11 protein-coding genes are annotated in these 14162 nt (G+C 63.3%); 6 read left to right on the forward strand and 5 right to left on the reverse strand.

Going from position 1 to position 14162, the window contains the following annotated elements; all coding sequences use genetic code 11:
- Window positions 1-4 precede the first annotated feature (4 nt).
- Complete coding sequence (locus FSY45_RS20750; protein ID WP_046460893.1) at window positions 5-664, reverse strand: nitroreductase; 660 nt, start codon at window positions 662-664, stop codon at window positions 5-7.
- A gap of 184 nt (window positions 665-848) precedes the next feature.
- On the opposite strand from FSY45_RS20750, the gene FSY45_RS20755 reads away from it, so the two are divergent.
- On the forward strand, window positions 849-2069 hold the full coding sequence (locus FSY45_RS20755; RefSeq protein ID WP_034363015.1) for an ABC transporter substrate-binding protein: 1221 nt from the start codon (window positions 849-851) through the stop codon (window positions 2067-2069).
- 131 nt (window positions 2070-2200) lie between these two features.
- Here the strand turns inward: FSY45_RS20755 and FSY45_RS20760 are convergent, their stop codons facing one another.
- The 3 genes from FSY45_RS20760 to FSY45_RS20770 all read right to left on the reverse strand — a co-directional run bounded on the left by FSY45_RS20760 (window position 2201) and on the right by FSY45_RS20770 (window position 4701).
- The gene (locus FSY45_RS20760) at window positions 2201-2860 is read right to left on the reverse strand and encodes a nitroreductase (RefSeq protein WP_046460931.1); all 660 of its coding nucleotides are present in this window, start codon (window positions 2858-2860) and stop codon (window positions 2201-2203) included.
- A 167-nt stretch (window positions 2861-3027) separates the two neighbouring features.
- The gene (gene cysE, locus FSY45_RS20765; protein ID WP_012839329.1) at window positions 3028-3864 is read right to left on the reverse strand and encodes a serine O-acetyltransferase; all 837 of its coding nucleotides are present in this window, start codon (window positions 3862-3864) and stop codon (window positions 3028-3030) included.
- 36 nt (window positions 3865-3900) lie between these two features.
- A complete protein-coding gene (locus tag FSY45_RS20770) occupies window positions 3901-4701 on the reverse strand; it encodes an RNA methyltransferase (protein ID WP_046460894.1) in 801 nt (266 codons plus the stop codon).
- A 257-nt stretch (window positions 4702-4958) separates the two neighbouring features.
- Here FSY45_RS20770 and FSY45_RS20775 point away from each other — a divergent pair, with 257 nt between their 5' ends.
- From FSY45_RS20775 to mutS, 3 genes are all read left to right on the forward strand, one after another.
- Window positions 4959-5879 carry an inositol monophosphatase family protein gene (locus FSY45_RS20775; protein ID WP_003069344.1) on the forward strand — a complete coding sequence of 307 codons (921 nt, stop codon included), beginning with the start codon at window positions 4959-4961 and terminating at the stop codon, window positions 5877-5879.
- Between the two features lie 206 nt (window positions 5880-6085).
- Window positions 6086-7159 (forward strand): sterol desaturase family protein, encoded by a 1074-nt coding sequence (locus FSY45_RS20780; RefSeq protein ID WP_080944416.1) that lies wholly within the window; start codon window positions 6086-6088, stop codon window positions 7157-7159.
- A 154-nt stretch (window positions 7160-7313) separates the two neighbouring features.
- Window positions 7314-9932 (forward strand): DNA mismatch repair protein MutS, encoded by a 2619-nt coding sequence (gene mutS / locus FSY45_RS20785; protein WP_370512845.1) that lies wholly within the window; start codon window positions 7314-7316, stop codon window positions 9930-9932.
- A gap of 60 nt (window positions 9933-9992) precedes the next feature.
- On the opposite strand, the gene FSY45_RS20790 is transcribed toward mutS, so the two are convergent.
- A complete protein-coding gene (locus FSY45_RS20790) occupies window positions 9993-11924 on the reverse strand; it encodes a methyl-accepting chemotaxis protein (RefSeq protein ID WP_046460896.1) in 1932 nt (643 codons plus the stop codon).
- 273 nt (window positions 11925-12197) lie between these two features.
- Between FSY45_RS20790 and FSY45_RS20795 the strand changes: the two genes are divergently transcribed.
- Window positions 12198-13181 carry a proteasome-type protease gene (locus FSY45_RS20795; RefSeq protein WP_046460897.1) on the forward strand — a complete coding sequence of 328 codons (984 nt, stop codon included), beginning with the start codon at window positions 12198-12200 and terminating at the stop codon, window positions 13179-13181.
- 57 nt (window positions 13182-13238) lie between these two features.
- Window positions 13239-14114 carry an alpha/beta hydrolase gene (locus tag FSY45_RS20800; RefSeq protein WP_046460898.1) on the forward strand — a complete coding sequence of 292 codons (876 nt, stop codon included), beginning with the start codon at window positions 13239-13241 and terminating at the stop codon, window positions 14112-14114.
- The last annotated feature ends 48 nt before the right edge of the window (window positions 14115-14162 follow it).

Below are 14162 nucleotides of genomic sequence, written 5' to 3' on the forward strand. Positions count from 1 at the left end.
CCGTTCAATCCAGCCCCTGCAGCGCCAGCCATTCATTGCTGGCAGCACGGCTTGCGCGCCACTGGTTGATGGGCGCGCTGACATCCTCGTGGCCCAGGGCAATGCCAAAGGCAATCTGGTAGCCATCCGGCAATGCCAGCTGTTCGATCAGCATGTCGTTGTACATGCGCCAGAAGCCCTGGGCACAGGTGGCCAGACCTTTCTCCACCGCCAGCAGCATGAAGGACTGCAGATAGATGCCCAGATCCACCCATTGCGCATAGCCCATGCGCTCCTCCACGGCCACGAAAATACCCACTGGCGCACCGAACATCTGGCCGTTCTTGGCCAGCTGGGCCAGACGTGCTGCCTTGTCCTCGCGACCGATATTGAGTGAGCGATACAGATCTTCGCCGTTTTCAAAGCGGCGACTGCGGTAGGGCTCCCACAAACCGGGTGGATAGGACAGGCCGGGGCGCTGCACGGCCTCGGTCTCCCTGGCCCTGGCGCACAGATCCTTGAGCGCCTGTCCGCCCACTGCGGTCACACGCCAGGGCTGCATATTGCCGCCGGACGGCGCCTGCGCTGCGGTCTCCAGCAAGTCCCGCACCGTGGCAGCAGCCACGGCCTGCGGCAGAAAAGCGCGCACCGAACGACGCTGCTGCAATGCTTGACGAATATCCATCTCTTCTACTTTCCTAAATCACTGGTGTGCAGTGTAGGAGCTTGCGGCATTTTCCCGAGTCGCCGTGGATACCTTGTCGCAGCCGCCCCGGTGCTTGCCCTGATGGCGCGCCCTGCTCCAACTGCGACCATGCTGGCTGCCCGTCGCAGTGACCGGGTACTCACCACCTCAGGAGATGACTCTGATGAAGCCTCGCTCTGTTTGCTCCGCTACCGTTTTTTCCCCAAGAACATTGACGCTGGCACTGGGATGCCTGCTGACCGCTGCAGGCGCTCAGGCGCAGGACAAGATTCGCATCGGCTTCATCACCGATATGTCGGGCCTCTATGCCGATGTGGACGGCAAGGGTGGTGCTCTGGCCGTGCAGATGGCTGTGGACGACTTTGGCGGCAAGCTGCTGGGCAAGCCCATCGAAGTATTGACGGCCGACCACCAAAACAAGGCCGATATCGCGGCCAGCAAGGCACGCGAGTGGTTCGACACCCAGGGCATGAACATGCTAATCGGCGGCACCACCTCCAGTGCCGGCCTGGCCATGGGCAAGGTGGCCGACGAGAAGAAAAAGGTCTACATCATCAACGGCGCGGGCACTTCGGCACTGACCAACGATCAGTGCAGTCCCTATTTCGTGCACTATGCTTATGACACCGTGGCGCTGGCCAAGGGCACGGGCAAGGCAGTGGTGGAGCTGGGCGGCAAGAGCTGGTTCTTTCTGACGGCCGACTATGCCTTTGGCCAGGCGCTGGAGGCCGACACCACCCGCGTGGTCAATGCCGCTGGCGGCAAGGTACTGGGCAACGTCAGGCACCCGCTGAACACAGCCGACTTCTCTTCCTTCCTGCTGCAGGCTCAGAACTCCAAGGCCCAGATTCTGGGCCTGGCCAATGCAGGCGGCGACACCATCAATGCCATCAAGTCGGCACGCGAGTTCGGCCTGACCAAGACCATGAAGCTGGCCGGCCTGCTGCTGTTCAGCTCCGACATCCACAGCCTGGGCCTCAAAGCCACGGAAGGCCTGATGTTCACCGACAGCTGGCATTGGGACCTGAATCCCGAAAGCCGCAAGTTCTCGGATCGCTTCTTTGCCAAGTTCAAGAAGATGCCCACCTCGCTGCAGGCAGCCAACTACTCGGCCGCCATGCAGTATCTGAAGCTGGCCGAGAAGCTGGGCACGACGGACGCCGACAAGATCATGGCCGGCTTCAAGGCCACGCCGCTGTCGGACTTCTATGCCAAGGGCGTGATCCGCCCCGACGGCCGCTACGCTCACGACATGTATCTGCTGCAGGTCAAGACGCCGGCCGAATCGAAGAAGGCCTGGGATTACTTCAAGGTGCTCAAGACCCTGCCCGGCGACCAGGTCTTCACCACCAAGGAAGAGAGCAAGTGCGCTCTGTGGAAGTAGCCGGTCGGCATTGAAGAAGCAGCCGGGCTGCCTGCATGGCACCCGGCTTGATGCCCTGCGCTTCGTCCTCGCCTTCTTGCCACGCAAGAAGAAGCGTCAAGCGACTGCCCGCACCGGCATCAAGACAAGGCTCATTCGAACCCGCGCATCTCGCACCATTCCCCGGGCTCTGCCCTGGTGGAGCGCCACTGGTTGATGGGTGCCGCGCTGTCCTCATAGCCCAGAGCCATGCCAAAAGCGATCTGGTAGCCCTGCGGCAGCGCCAGATGCCGGCTCACAAAATCGCTGTAATTGCGCCAGAAGCCCTGGGCGCAGGTGGCCAACCCCTTTCCGGTCGCCAGCAGCATCAGCGATTGCAGATAGATGCCCAGATCCACCCACTGCGCATGCAGCATGCGGCTCTCGACCGCGACGAATACGCCTACAGGTGCGCCAAACATATGGGTGTTCCGGGCTAGCTGCAGCAACCGCCCACTCCTGTCCTCACGCCCCATGCCTATGGAACGATAGAGATCCTCGCCATTGTCAAAGCGGCGGCTGCGATAGGGCTCCCACAGCTGAGGTGGATAGACCAGGGCAGGATCAGAGTTGGGGGTCGCCGCAGGCATGGCCTGGCGCAAGGCCTGAAGGCTGTCCCCCGTCAGCGCTATCACGCGCCAGGGCTGGAGGTTGCCGCCTGAAGCCGCTAGTCCGGCCTGCGCCAGCAAATCCCTGACCAGCGCCGCATCCACCCTCCTTGGCAAAAAAGCACGCACCGAATGGCGCTGCTGCATGGCCTGTTCCACATTCATCATTGCTCGCCTTGGGTTTGAGTTGGCAAGCAGTCTCGGCCGGACAGGCAGGGCTTTCGCCCCTCAAATCGACTACGGGCAAGCACCATGAAAAAAGCCAACGACAGGCATTGGCTTTCACTGGCAGAGCAGAAGCATCAAGCGATCCATGGACAAGCGCCTGGGGTTTACTTGCCCAGAATCTGATCAATCTTGTCCTTCTGGAATGCCTCGGGTCGTTCGGACTCGCAGGGCACACAGTCCTTTACATGGCCTTGAATCGAGAGCTTCTCAATGGCGGCCCACAGCAGTGCAATCTGCTTTTCATGGCCGGCAGCGCCTTCGGACAGAGAGCGCATGGCCTGGGCCACGGGGTCGACTTCGGCCGTCACGCCATAGGCGGTGAAGCCGCTCTTGCCGCAATCCTCGTCAATCACGACAGCCGTTTGCGCCTTGGCCTCGACCTTGGGTGCCGACTCATGCTCGGTCACATCGGCGCTATGCCCAGTCTTGCTGGGAATGATGCGCGCCGGAATGCCCACGGCAGTCGCACCTGCAGGCACGGGCTTGATGACCACGGCATTGCTGCCTATCTTGGCACCATCGCCTACCTCGAAGCCGCCCAGCACCTTGGCGCCGGCACTGACCACCACATTCTTGCCCAGCGTAGGGTGGCGCTTGGCGCCCTTGTAGAGCGAGGTACCGCCCAAGGTGACACCGTGATAGATGGTGCAGCCATCGCCCACCACGGCGGTTTCGCCGATCACGACACCCATGCCGTGATCGATGAAGACCTCGCGACCAATGACGGCACCGGGGTGGATTTCAATGCCGGTGAACCAGCGCCCCATGTGCGAGATGAAGCGCCCCAGCCATTTGAAGCCATGCGTCCAGCACCAGTGCGCAGGGCGCTGCAGCCAGATGGCGTGCAGCCCCGGATAACAGGTGATGACCTCCCAGGTGCTGCGGGCCGCGGGGTCGCGGTCAAGAATGCACTGGATGTCGGAGCGCAGGCGATCAAGCATCAAATAACAACGTGAGGAATGTTTAGCTTGTGAAGTCTAGCGGGTTGGTGGCTGGCTCTGCAGCATGGCTTTGGCAACACCGCGAAGAATATGGATTTCTTCCTGGGTCAGCTGCGCGCGGTTGAAAAGCTGGTTAAGCCGGGGCATGAGCTTCTTGGGCGCTGCCGGGTCCAGAAAGCCGATATGGGCCAAGGCCTGCTCCCAGTGGCCCAGCATGCCCTGCACCTGGGCCATGTCGGCGCGATGCGCCTCGGGCGTGTGCTCCACCACGGGAAATCCACCCAGTGCCACGCGCCAGTCATAGGCAACGACCTGAATGGCCGAGCCCAGATTGAGCGAGCCGAACTGCGGATTGGACGGAATCGACAGCGCCACATCGCAGCGGTAGACATCGTCGTTGCTCATGCCAAAGCGCTCGCAACCGAACAAAAAGGCCACGCCCTTCTGGTTGCAGGTCGCACCGGATGTGGGCAGGTTATCGGTCAGACCTGCGTCCACTTCAGACACAGAGCGCGTATCGAGTTCTCCTTTCAGGAGCAACTCGAAATGCTCGCGCGGAGTGCGTGTGGGCGGGCCGAAGTCGCGTGGCGTCATCGCCGTCGCGCACATATGGCTGATGCCGTCCAGGGCTTCCTCCAGGGTGTCGACCACGCGGGCCTTGTCCAGCACATCCAGTGCTCCGCTGGCACGCTGAATGGTTTCTTCCTTGCGCAGCACGTTCTTGTAGCGCGGGCGCACCAGCACCAGGTCGTCGAAGCCCATGGTCTTGAGCGCTCGGGCGGCCGCGCCCACATTGCCGGCATGGCTGGTTTCAATCAGTACGAATCGGGTTTTCATCAACGCAGAACAATGCAAAAGGCCCCACTTGTGGCCTTGATAAGACAGCAGACTACGCCACCTGTTCCCTCTCGCATCCGCAAGTGCCGCAGAGAAGACCCTCGAGTCGCCGGGACGAACAAGCAAAAAAAGTGCAGGCTGGGTAGAATTGCGCCCATTGTCGCCGCCCCGCATCGCCGGTCGCGGCTTTTACGTTCTTACCCGCGTAGTTCAGCCCAGTTTTGCTCCGGGCTGCATCGCCAACGCACTCACAATTTATGTCGAACTCCCTGCACCCCATGCTCAACGTGGCCATCAAGGCTGCTCGCGCCGCTGGCGCCCTCATCAACCGTGCCGCACTGGATGTGGAATCGGTGCGCGTTGCGCAAAAGCAGGTGAACGACTTTGTGACCGAGGTAGACCAGGCTGCCGAGCGCATCATCATTGAGACGCTGCTCAACGCCTACCCCCAGCATTCCATCCTGGCCGAAGAATCGGGCAGCGAGCATGGTGCCAAGAACTCCGACCATGTCTGGATCATCGACCCCCTGGACGGCACCACCAACTTCATCCACGGCTTCCCCGTGTACTGCGTGAGCATTGCCCTGGCCTACAAGGGCAAGATCGAACACGCCGTGATCTATGACCCCAGCCGCAACGACCTGTTCACGGCCACCAAGGGCCGTGGAGCCTATCTGAACGAGCGCCGCATCCGCGTCTCCAAGCGCACCCAGCTGCGTGATTGCCTGATCTCCACGGGCTTCCCCTTCCGCCGTGGCGACAACTTCAAGCAATACATGCTGATGCTGGGCGAAGTCATGCAGCGCACGGCCGGCGTGCGTCGCCCCGGCTCCGCCGCCCTGGACCTGGCCTATGTGGCTGCCGGCTTTGCCGACGGCTTCTTTGAGTCCGGCCTGTCCATCTGGGACGTGGCTGCCGGTTCTCTGCTGGTCAGCGAAGCCGGTGGTCTGGTGGGCAACTTCACGGGTGAAGCCGACTTCCTGGAACAACGCGAAATCCTGGCCGCCAACCCACGCATCTATGGTTCGCTGATTCCCGTGCTGGGCAAGTTCAGCAAGTTCGCCACCGCTGGCGAAAAAGCGGCTGTGCGTCAGGCTGTCAAGACTGGCGAATTCGAAGCCCCCGCCGAAGAAGGTGCAGAGGCGGTGGCCGAAGAAGGCCAGAAGAACGCAGAATAAAAAAGGCGGTCGCCCCACGACTGCGGAAAGGGCCTGGTCCGGTGGACCGGGCCCTTTTTTTATGCCGCCAGGCCGCCCCCAGGCAATAAACACTCCTTGGGGGCCGAGTCCACAAGCAGTGGACAAGCGCTGGAGGTGTACGTCTCTCCACAGAATCCACAAACTCCCGGTCCAGAATCTGCCCGACGACAAATGGGCAGAACAATATGATGGACTTCTTCAGCCAGCATTGGGCGCTGGCCATTGACTGGGTTTCCGTGCATGCGGTGACTCCCGTGGTCAACGCACTCCATATTGCAGAGGCAGCAGGCGATCCGCGCGAGATAGCCGCCGGCATCCTGATCGCGCTGCTGCAGCTGTTTCTGATCGGCTGTATGATGCGGCCGCTGGAGAGTCTGCTTCCCGCCGAACGCTGGGCCGACCGCCGCCACACCACGGTGGACCGCAACTACACCCTGCTCATGCTGCTGGGCCTGTTTCCGCTGTTCAGCTTTTTGATCCTCATGCCGGTCGCCCATATGCTGGGCGGCGGGCCTGCCACCGAGGAGGCCAGCGGCCTCAAGGCCTGGCTGCCCTGGTTTGAAGGCCACCCCTATATATTGTTTGCCGTGTACTACGTGGTCTACGACTTCACGTATTACTGGATGCACCGCGCCCAGCACGTCATTCCCTGGTGGTGGGCCATGCACAGCATGCACCACAGCCAGCGCCAGATGAGCTGCTGGAGCAATGATCGCAGCAACTATCTGGACGGCATGCTGCAAAGCTTTGTGCTGGCCAGCGTAGGTCTGGCCATGGGCGTGGAGCCCTCCGAGTTCGCCATGCTGGGCTTGCTCAGCGAGCTGGTGCAGAACTTCTCCCATGCCAACGTAGCGCTGCGTCTGGGCTGGCTGGGCCAAATGGGCGAGCGCCTGCTGGTCGGCCCACGCTTTCACCGCAACCACCATATGCTGCGCGATGCCGAGCGCCCCGAGCGCCACAACTGCAACTTCGGCCAGGTTCTGCCCTGGTGGGATCAGTTGTTCGGCACCGCCCTCTATCACGACGAGGAACTACGCCCCACGGGCGTGAGCGACCCCGAGGTCGATGCCGACAACGAGCGCGGCCTGATCGCCATGCAGTGGTACACCTTGAAGCGCTTCTGGGGAGCCTTCAGTTGCCGCGCGGGCTGGAGGCTTGGCGATGTGTCCTTCGGCCCGGGCTACCGCCCCATTCATGACGACGATCAAGGCTCTGGCTCTCAATCCGAGCAAGGCGTGCAGACGGCCTCTGCCAAATAGCCAAAAAACAGCCATGTCCCCTGCTATTGGGCATCACGGATAATGCAGCATTCGGCGCCCGCCCAGCACCGGCGCGGCGCCCCCTGTTTTGCATACCGCTGAAGCGATGACCCAGACAAGCACAGAATCCCCGTCGCTGCCCTACTCCCCAGACATGACTGACCTCTCGGCGCATACGCCGATGATGCAGCAGTACTTCAAGCTCAAAGCCGACCACCCCGACACGCTGGTTTTCTACCGCATGGGAGACTTTTACGAGCTGTTCTTTGGCGATGCCGAAAAAGTCACGCGCCTGCTGGACATCACGCTGACCACGCGCGGCCAGACCGCAGGCCAGCCCATTCCCATGGCCGGCGTACCTTTCCACGCCCTGGAAAACTATCTGGGCCGCCTGATCAAGATGGGCGAGTCGGTGGCGATCTGCGAGCAGGTCGGCGAAATCGGCGTGGGCAAAGGTCCGGTGGAGCGCAAGGTCGTGCGCGTGGTCACGCCCGGCACACTGACGGACAGCGAGCTGCTTTCCGACAAGAGCGAAGCCATTCTGCTGGCCCTGCACACCGCCGGCCGCCAGCGCGTGGGACTGGCCTGGATGGCCATGACCCAGGGTCGCATTCACATGGCCGAATGCGCGGCCGATGAACTGGGCGCCTGGCTGTCGCGCATCTCACCCAGCGAAGTGATCTACAGCGCCGGAGTCACCGAGCGCTTCGAGCAAGCCCTGTTTGCCGTCAAGCACAGCGGCGCCATCAGTTGCCCTCTGTCACCCCGCCCTGACTGGCAGTTTGACTCGGGCCTCGGCGAGCGCAAGCTGCTGGAGCTGCTGGGCGCGGCCAGCCTCAAGGCCTGGGAGGCCGAAGGTCTGCCGCTGGCCCATGGTGCCGGTGCCGCCCTGCTGTCCTATGCCGAACATACCCAGGGCCGCAATCTCACCCATATCCACGCCATCCAGGTACAGCGTGACGACGAGCTGATTGCCCTGCCGCTGGCCACGCGCCGCAATCTGGAGCTGGTCAAGACGCTGCGCGGCGAAGATGCGCCCACGCTGTTTTCGCTGCTGGACAGCTGCATGACCGGCATGGGCAGCCGCCTGCTCAAGACCTGGCTGCTGGAGCCCGAACGCAATCGCAAGGCAGCCATGCAGCGCCTGGAAGCCATTGGCGTGCTGCGCGGCACCGGGGCAGGCATGGCCCCCTGGCAAGCCCTGCGCGCCGAGCTCAAGGGCGTGAGCGATGTGGAGCGCATTACCGCCCGCATCGCCCTGCGCCAGGTGCGCCCGCGCGAGCTGGTGGGCCTGTCCAAAACACTGGAAAAAGCGAAGCTGCTGGCGCAGTCCGGACAGGCTCCGTCGGCCTATCTGACGCAGATCTTCAGCGACCTGATTCCGCCCGAAGGCTGTGCCGAGCTGCTGGCGCGCGCTATTCATGAAGAGCCCGCAGCGCTGGTGCGTGACGGCGGCGTGATCGCCACGGGCTTTGACGCCGAACTCGACGAGCTGCGCGCCATCCAGAACAACTGCGACGAGTTTCTGCTGGAGCTGGAGGCCAAGGAAAAGCTGCTCACCGGCATTCCCAACCTGCGCGTGCAGTTCAACAAGGTGCATGGCTTCTATATCGAGGTCACCAACAGCTACAAGGATGCGGTACCCGAGCGTTTTCGCCGCCGCCAGACGCTCAAGAACGCCGAGCGTTACATCACGCCCGAGCTCAAGGCTTTCGAGGACAAGGCCTTGTCGGCCCAGGAGCGAGCGCTGCAGCGCGAGAAGTTCCTGTTCGAGCAGCTGCTCGACCAGCTTCAGCCCCATGTGCCCCAGCTCACGCGCGTGGCCCAGGCGATTGCCGCACTGGACGTTCTGTGCACGCTGGCCGAGCGCTCGCTGACGCTGAACTGGGCCGAGCCTCAGTTCGTCAGCCAGCCCTGCATAGAGATCGAGGCTGGCCGCCACCCCGTGGTGGAAGCACGCATGGCAGAGACCTCCAGCGGCAGCTTCATCGCCAACCAAACGCGCATGAATCTCAACACGCGCATGCAGATCATCACCGGTCCGAACATGGGCGGTAAATCGACCTATATGCGCCAGGTGGCCTTGATCGTGCTGCTGGCCAGCATGGGCAGCTATGTGCCCGCCGGCGCCTGCCGTCTGGGGCCCATCGATGCCATCCACACGCGTATCGGCGCCGCCGACGATCTGGCCAATGCCCAGTCCACCTTCATGATGGAGATGACCGAGGCAGCGCAGATTCTGCATTCGGCTACGCCCCACTCCCTGGTGCTGATGGACGAGATCGGCCGCGGCACCAGCACCTTCGACGGACTGGCCCTGGCCAGCGGCATTGCCAGCCAGCTGCACGACAAGACCAAGGCGTTCACGCTGTTTGCCACGCACTACTTCGAGCTGACCGAGCTGCCCGCCAAGGCCAAGGCCGCCGTCAACGTGCATGTCAGCGCAGCGGAGTCGGGCAGCGACATCGTGTTTCTGCACGAGATTCAGGCCGGCCCCGCCAGTCGCAGCTACGGTATCCAGGTCGCCAAGCTGGCCGGTATGCCCGCAGGCGTTCTCAACCATGCACGCCATGCGCTGGAGGCACTCGAATCCCAGGCCGGCGAGAACGAGCTGCAGGTCAATCTGTTCGATGCGCCGGAGCTGGTGGACGCAAGCGCCGCGCCCAGCCCGCTGGATCAGGCCATGGCCGACGTCAACCCCGATGCGCTGAGCCCGCGCGAAGCGCTGGAAGTGCTCTACCAGCTCAAGAAACTGAGCGCCGGCACCGCCTAAGAACACACTCCAAGCCTTGCGGACTCAAGCCCGGGCCTGATCCCTTCAGGCCCGGCCTGTTCAGGCCTCCAGCAGTTGCGGCTGCTGCTCCTGCTCCTGCACGGACAGGCTGCGCTGCGGTACTTCGCCCAGCTTGAAGGCAGACACCTCACCCATCAGACGTGCGGCCTGCTCGCGCAGGCTGGTCGCGGCAGCTGCCGACTGCTCGACCAGGGCTGAGTTCTGCTGCGTGGCATCGTCCAGCCCGGCCACGGACTGGTTGATCTCGGCGATGCCGCGCCCCTGGGTCTGCGAAGCATCGCTGATCTCCTCGATGATTCGCGTCACCCTGGCCACGGCGTCCAGCAACTCCTGCATGGTGGCCCCCGCATGCGCCACCTGCTGCGATCCGCTGCCCACCTGGGTCACGGAGTCAGTGATGAGCTGGCGTACTTCCTTTGCAGCTTCGGCCGAGCGCTGGGCCAGGCTGCGCACCTCGGCCGCCACCACGGAAAAGCCGCGGCCCTGCTCGCCGGCACGCGCGGCCTCCACGGCTGCGTTCAGCGCCAGGATATTGGTCTGGAAAGCGATGGAGTCGATCACGCCGATGATGTCGGCAATCTTGCGCGACGAGTGGTTGATGCCCTCCATGGTCATCACCACCTGCTGGAAGGCCGTTCCGCCACGCTCGGCCACGCCGCGCGCCGACTGAGCCAGGTCACCTGCGCTGCGCGTGGCTTCGGTATTGGCCTGCACGCTGTCCGTCAGCACCGACAGCGATGCCGCCGTCTGCTGCAAGGCACTGGCCGCCTGTTCGGTGCGCTGGCTCAGGTCCTGGTTGCCCTGGGCCACTTCGGAGCTGGCCACGGAAATCGAATCGGCGGCCTGGCGTACGGCCCCCACCATGCGCTCCAGCGACGAGACAAAGCGGTTGAAGGCCGAGGCCAGCGCCCCCACCTCGTCATTGCTCTCCACCGGCATACGACGGCTCAGATCGCCATGGCCGTCGGCAATCTCCTCCAGCATGCGCGCCGCGCGCCCCACGGGCGCCGCAATCGCCCGGCTCACCAGCCAGATCACCAGCAGGCCGATGCCGCCGCCCACCAGGCCGGCCACGGCCGAGGTCAGCGCAATGGTTCGTCGCACGCCGCCCAGCACCTGAGCCTCGGGCAGCTCGGCAACCACGTACAGGTCCAGCTCGGGCACATAGGAGGAAGCAATCAATTGGCGGCCCGAGGGCGCCTCGTACATGGCATGGGCAAAGCGCTCGCGGTTCAACAGCGCAGCGCTGAGCTCGGCGCTGAAACCGGGCCGGTCCTTGAGCCAGTGCTTGCCATCCACCAGCGCCGGGTCGCGGTGCACGAGAATGCTGCCGTTGCCGCGCACCAGGGAGACCGAGCCGGACTCGCCCACCTGGTAGGCGCGCACGGCCTGCGCCAGCTCATCCACCGACAGGCCCAGGCCCGCAATGCCCTGCCTGCCCTGGCCGGCATCGAAACGGACATTGATGAACAGCATATAGGCGTTGGAGCTCACGTCCTTGTCGATCTCCAGCACCTGCGACTTGTCCCCGGCCAGCAGCTCATAGAACCATTGGTCACCCTGGCCCTTGGGCGCCAGCTTGCGCATCGGTCCCTGCTCGCCGAAATACTGGCCCGTGCTGCCCGACACCCAGAACACCGATGAGGCCCCGGCCTGCTGCTTGACGGCCTGGGCATACCTTGCCCAGGCCGCATTGCCATCCTCGGGCTCGCCCGCGGCTTCCCAGTCCAGCACAAAGCTGTTGCCGGCCACCGACCTGGCCATGGCCAGTGGCGTACCGATCTGGCGCAGGATGTCGTTGCGGATCTCACCCACCACGGCCGGCAGCTCCTGACCTACCACACGCTCGCGCAGGCTGGCGCCCGTCAGCACAAAGCCCAGCGCCGTGGAAATCGCCACGAACAGCAGCAGGCAGCTCACCATGCTGGACATGAGCTTGGTCCGTATCGACAGGTTGCGAAATGCGTGCATTGGAGTCCCTCTTCTAACCAGCTGTAAGCAAGTGTTCCATCAAGGGGCGGCATCTTCTCACGCATACAGGCGGCGCAGCTCAGGGACTTCCTCAGCCCGTTCCCGCACCCAGGCATGGGCGCGGTACCGGCAGCAGTTACAGAGCCATAACCGGCATTATTAAAACCCTTCTAGAATCGCGTAGCAGCCTGTGTTTGAAGCTATACATTTAGAAGCACTCAGCGCTTGCTGCGCCTGACATTCATACGTTTTTCATTATTGCCTCTATCACCCATGACATACTGCGTCGCCCTCAAGCTCAACGCCGGCCTGGTGTTTCTGTCCGACTCCCGCACCAATGCCGGACTCGACCAGATCAGCACCTTCCGCAAGGTCATGCTGTACGAGCAACCGGGCGAGCGCTTCATGGTGCTGCAATCGGCCGGCAATCTGTCCATCACCCAGTCGGTGCGCGAGCTGCTGGAGAGCTTTCAGCTGCACGACACGACCACAGACGAGATGCTGACCATCTGGAATGTGCGCAGCATGTTCGATGCCGCGCGCGTGTTGGGTGCGGCCGTGCGCCATGTGCATGAGCGCGAAGCCACGGCCCTGCAGCGCGCCGGGGTGGACTTCAATGTCTCCATGATTTTCGGCGGCCAGATCCAGGGCGAGCGCATGCGCCTGTTCCAGGTCTATTCGGCGGGCAACTTCATCGAGGCCACGGGCGAGACGCCCTACTTCCAGATCGGCGAATCCAAGTACGGCAAGCCCGTGCTGGACCGCGTCATCACCTCCGAGACCCCGCTGGACGAGGCCGCCAAGTGCGCTCTGGTGTCCATGGACAGCACGCTCAAGTCCAACCTCTCGGTAGGCCTGCCGCTGGATCTGATCGTCTACGAGAACAACCGCTTCGCCACGGACCGCATTGTCTGCCTGGATGCCGACAACCCCTATCTGCGCATGCTGCACGACAGCTGGGGCGAGCGCCTGCGCCATGTCTTCGACAGCATCGACGATCCGGCCTGGGACGGCGGCCAGACCGACACGCCGATTCGCATTCACAGCCCGCGTGCGCACCCGCTGGTCAAGGTCGGAGCACCGGCCGCCTCGCGCTCGGCCCATGGACTGGGTGCGGGCAACTGCCCGCCCGCCGCGCTGCGCCAGCCCGTGGTGCCGGCTCAGGCGGGCCTGAGCATGGCCGATGAATACCAGCGCCTGCAGACGGCAGAGGAGCAGGCACGCATGCAAAGACAGGCAGGCCTTTCAAGGCGCTAAACTGATCGACGCTCCGACGCCCCTTTGGGGGCGTTTTTCATATCCAGCCCGCCTCTCATGTCCCAGCCCACTGCAACAACCGGCAAGCCCAACACCCTGCCCGTGGTCTTCGCGCACGCCAACAGCTTTCCCATCGGAACCTATCGCCTGTTGTTTTCTCTGCTGCGCCAGCGCGGCATCGAAGCCGGCGGCGTGCAGCGCTTCGGCCATGATCCCAAGCGCCCCGTCACCAACCACTGGCCGCATCTGGTGGACGAGCTGATCGAATACATAGAGCAGCAGGTCGAGCGGCACGGCCAGCCGGTCTATCTGGTGGGCCACTCGCTGGGCGGCATTCTGAGTTTTCAGGCCGCCTCCAAACGCCCCGATCTGGCGCGCGGCGTGCTGCTCATCGACTCGCCCCTGCTGGGCGGCTGGAAGGCGAACGCCGTGGGCCTGGCCAAGCAAACGCAGATCGTGGCCTCGGTCTCTCCCGGCAAGATCAGCCAGCGCCGGCGCACCACCTGGGCCAGCAACGAGGAGGCGCTGGAGTATTTCCGTGGCAAGAAGGCCTTTGCCCAGTGGCACCCGCAGGTGCTGCAGGACTATGTGCAGCACGGCCTGGAGGACGACCAGGACAAGCGCAGCCTGCTGTTCAGGCGCGAGGTGGAGACCGCCATCTACAACACACTGCCCAGCAATCTCAACAACCAACTCAGGCGTCACCCCGTGCGCTGCCCGGTGGCCTTCATCGGCGGTCGTTCATCGGTGGAGATGCGCCAGGTGGGCATGGAGATGACGCAGCGCATCACGCGCGGGCGCATCACCATGCTGGACGGCGGCCATCTGTTTCCCATGGAGCGGCCCGAGGCCACTGCCGCCGCCATCGAGGCTTCGCTGCTCAATATGGAGCAGACTATTTTGCAGAAATCAGCTGGCAGTACTCACAAATAAGTAGCTTCTTGCGCTTTTCAGCTAACGATTTCAGCATCAAAACAACCT

Origin of the sequence: Comamonas sp. Z1 (assembly GCF_008121555.1) — a bacterium.
GTDB classification, from domain to species: Bacteria; Pseudomonadota; Gammaproteobacteria; order Burkholderiales; family Burkholderiaceae_C; genus Comamonas; species Comamonas thiooxydans.

Coding starts and splice junctions, on each gene's coding strand:
- FSY45_RS20795 (WP_046460897.1), top strand. CDS start 12,198: ATGACATACTGCGTCGCCCTCAAGCTCAACGCCGGCCTGGTGTTTCTG.
- FSY45_RS20780 (WP_080944416.1), top strand. CDS start 6,086: ATGATGGACTTCTTCAGCCAGCATTGGGCGCTGGCCATTGACTGGGTT.
- FSY45_RS20760 (WP_046460931.1), bottom strand. CDS start 2,860: ATGAATGTGGAACAGGCCATGCAGCAGCGCCATTCGGTGCGTGCTTTT.
- FSY45_RS20790 (WP_046460896.1), bottom strand. CDS start 11,924: ATGCACGCATTTCGCAACCTGTCGATACGGACCAAGCTCATGTCCAGC.
- FSY45_RS20770 (WP_046460894.1), bottom strand. CDS start 4,701: ATGAAAACCCGATTCGTACTGATTGAAACCAGCCATGCCGGCAATGTG.
- mutS (WP_370512845.1), top strand. CDS start 7,314: ATGACTGACCTCTCGGCGCATACGCCGATGATGCAGCAGTACTTCAAG.
- FSY45_RS20750 (WP_046460893.1), bottom strand. CDS start 664: ATGGATATTCGTCAAGCATTGCAGCAGCGTCGTTCGGTGCGCGCTTTT.
- FSY45_RS20775 (WP_003069344.1), top strand. CDS start 4,959: ATGTCGAACTCCCTGCACCCCATGCTCAACGTGGCCATCAAGGCTGCT.
- cysE (WP_012839329.1), bottom strand. CDS start 3,864: ATGCTTGATCGCCTGCGCTCCGACATCCAGTGCATTCTTGACCGCGAC.
- FSY45_RS20755 (WP_034363015.1), top strand. CDS start 849: ATGAAGCCTCGCTCTGTTTGCTCCGCTACCGTTTTTTCCCCAAGAACA.
- FSY45_RS20800 (WP_046460898.1), top strand. CDS start 13,239: ATGTCCCAGCCCACTGCAACAACCGGCAAGCCCAACACCCTGCCCGTG.